The organism is Caldibacillus sp. 210928-DFI.2.18, assembly GCF_020554505.1.
GTDB classification, from domain to species: domain Bacteria; phylum Bacillota; class Bacilli; order Bacillales; family Caldibacillaceae; genus Caldifermentibacillus; species Caldifermentibacillus hisashii.
Map to the genome: position 1 here is coordinate 1 of NZ_JAJCHL010000169.1, position 2,216 is coordinate 2,216.

Sequence of the window (2,216 nt, forward strand, 5' to 3'; positions counted from 1 at the left end):
AGGGGAGTTAGTTTCTCAGTCGCTGGCGCTCGGAGCTAGACAATAAAACTGATCCTGAGTTATTTACCTGTATTTTTATACTTTCTTATACTATAAAAAAAGACCGTCCCATTATTCGTTTTGGGACAGCCTTATATATACTAGAAAGGGGGATTCAACTACATTTGGAATATTAGTTAGCATCGTTGTTTTGTTCTTTATTTGAGTTTTCTTTATCGCCAGTACCGGAGTCATTGTCCTTTTGACCTGATTCAGAATTACCAGGTTTGGTGTTTTCTGACTCATCTTCGGTTACTTTTGATTCTTTTGCTTCTTCACTTTTCTTTTCATCAGCTACAGTTTCCGATTTTTTTACATCGGTATTTTGCAATGTAGTTAATGATTTTTTGAAGTACTCTAGCGGATTAACCGCTACACCGTCTTTTCTAATTTCGAAATGGGTATGAATTCCTGCTTCTTCATTTAACAAACTTCTGCCTGCCTTACCGATCACCTGACCTTGTTTTACTTGGTCACCCTGTTTGACAGAGACATCTTCAAGGGATTGATAGATCGTTTCGATATTTTCGGCATGTTCAATGGTAACGACATTGCCAAGAAGTGCATCTTCCTTGACAGATTTAACTTTACCACCCATTGCAGCTTGAACATCGAATGTTTTACCGTCTTTTCCTGCAATCGCAATCCCTGTGCTCGGATAAAAACTATTTCCGTCACCGATGATTGCAGATTCTTGTTCTTTTTCTGTAGCAGCCGGATCGTAGAAATTGGTTACCACTTCCACAACATTTTTGTCTGCTACTGGCCATTCAAAATCTTCTACAGGACTGTTAACTTCAAGTGCGTCCTCTCCTGCCAAGTCACGGCCGGAGTTCGACTCATAACCAAATTCGTTCTCTTTGGCACCTTCATTATCTCTTGCTTGGAACCATAGAAATGTAGATAATAGAATTGCACCGGCACCAATATAAATTGCAGGATATACCCAACGTTTTTTGAAGAAGCGTTTTATGCCAAGTTTGCGAGAAGATTGTTTCTTTTCTTCCTCTCTCATTTTCATCACCTCATGAATCATTTTGAACAGAAAATGAGAAATATATACTTCAAAAAACACTTTTTTCATATTTTTTGTAAAAATTTATTTTTTATGCAGGGAATTTTAGGAAAAAGTACTGAGAAGGGTAATTATTCTTGCTGGAAATTTTAGGTAAAGGTACAGAAAACGTTGGTTACCCTTAGAATTCTATTTGCTGGGGATTTTAGGAATATGTGCAGATATCTTTATTGCAGGCTTCTACTTGCAGGAAATTATAAGAAAGGTGCAGCTGCCTGTCCATGCAGGATTCTATTCGGTGTCATGTAGTCTGATAAAGAAGGTGGGTTTAGATTTTATGAAAATGTTTCGATGGCTAATAAAGGTACTTCCGTTTCTATATATGGGATTAATCTGGATGCTATCAAGCAATCCGGCTGATGCCTTTGTTAAGTTTTCCTTTGCAGATTCTTTGATTAAGGAGTCATTGCATTTAGTTGAATTCGCAATCTTGTATGTGCTTTTTGTGTTGTTTTTTGCTATTGATGGAAAACTCACGAAAAAAACAAATTGGGTGGCGGCAGTTGTTGCGGCTTTGTACGGATTGGCCGATGAAATTCACCAGTCTTTTGTTCCATATCGTTCAGCAACAGTCATTGATTTCATAAAGGATATCACTGGTATTACAATATGTTTTTTTATTGTTTATCGTGGCTATTTTTTAGGAAAAAATCGGGTTGGACACTGGTTGGATCATTTAAAAAGGTAGTATCCAAATAGGGGACAGAAAAAAGTCCAATAAGAACATTTTTATCGGATTTTTTCTGGTGGTTGACCTTGTATTTTTCCATTAGAGCCCTTCTATTGGACAATTTTTACTGATTGACTCCCCATTTTGTCCACGAGAGCCCTTCTATTGGACAATTTTTCCTGGTTGGATGCCTTTTTTGTCCATGAGAGCCCTTCTATTGGACAATTTTTCCTGGTTGGAGGCCTTTTTTGTCCACGAGAGCCCTTCTATTGGACAGTTTTTCCTGGTTGGATGCCTTTTTTGTCCATGAGAACCCTTCTATTGGACAATTTTTGCTGATTGACTCCTCATTTTGTCCATGAGAGCCCTTCTATTGGACAGTTTTTCCTGGTTGGAGGCCTTTTTTGTCCACGAGAGCCCTTCTATTGGACA

The 2,216-nt window shown here is 38.1% G+C and carries 2 protein-coding genes; one reads left to right on the top strand and one right to left on the bottom strand.

Annotated features, from left to right (window positions below; translation table 11 throughout):
* Positions 1–172: 172 nt before the first annotated feature.
* Complete coding sequence (gene spoIIQ / locus LIZ98_RS17290) at positions 173–1,054, bottom strand: stage II sporulation protein SpoIIQ (RefSeq protein ID WP_227140380.1); 882 nt, start codon at positions 1,052–1,054, stop codon at positions 173–175.
* A gap of 337 nt (positions 1,055–1,391) precedes the next feature.
* Between spoIIQ and LIZ98_RS17295 the strand changes: the two genes are divergently transcribed.
* Positions 1,392–1,802, top strand: a complete 411-nt coding sequence (locus LIZ98_RS17295; RefSeq protein ID WP_108898923.1) for a VanZ family protein — start codon at positions 1,392–1,394, stop codon at positions 1,800–1,802.
* The last annotated feature ends 414 nt before the right edge of the window (positions 1,803–2,216 follow it).

Bases quoted from the DNA above. Each gene is read 5' to 3' on its own strand.
- spoIIQ (WP_227140380.1), bottom strand. From the start codon at position 1,054: ATGAGAGAGGAAGAAAAGAAACAATCTTCTCGCAAACTTGGCATAAAA.
- LIZ98_RS17295 (WP_108898923.1), top strand. From the start codon at position 1,392: ATGAAAATGTTTCGATGGCTAATAAAGGTACTTCCGTTTCTATATATG.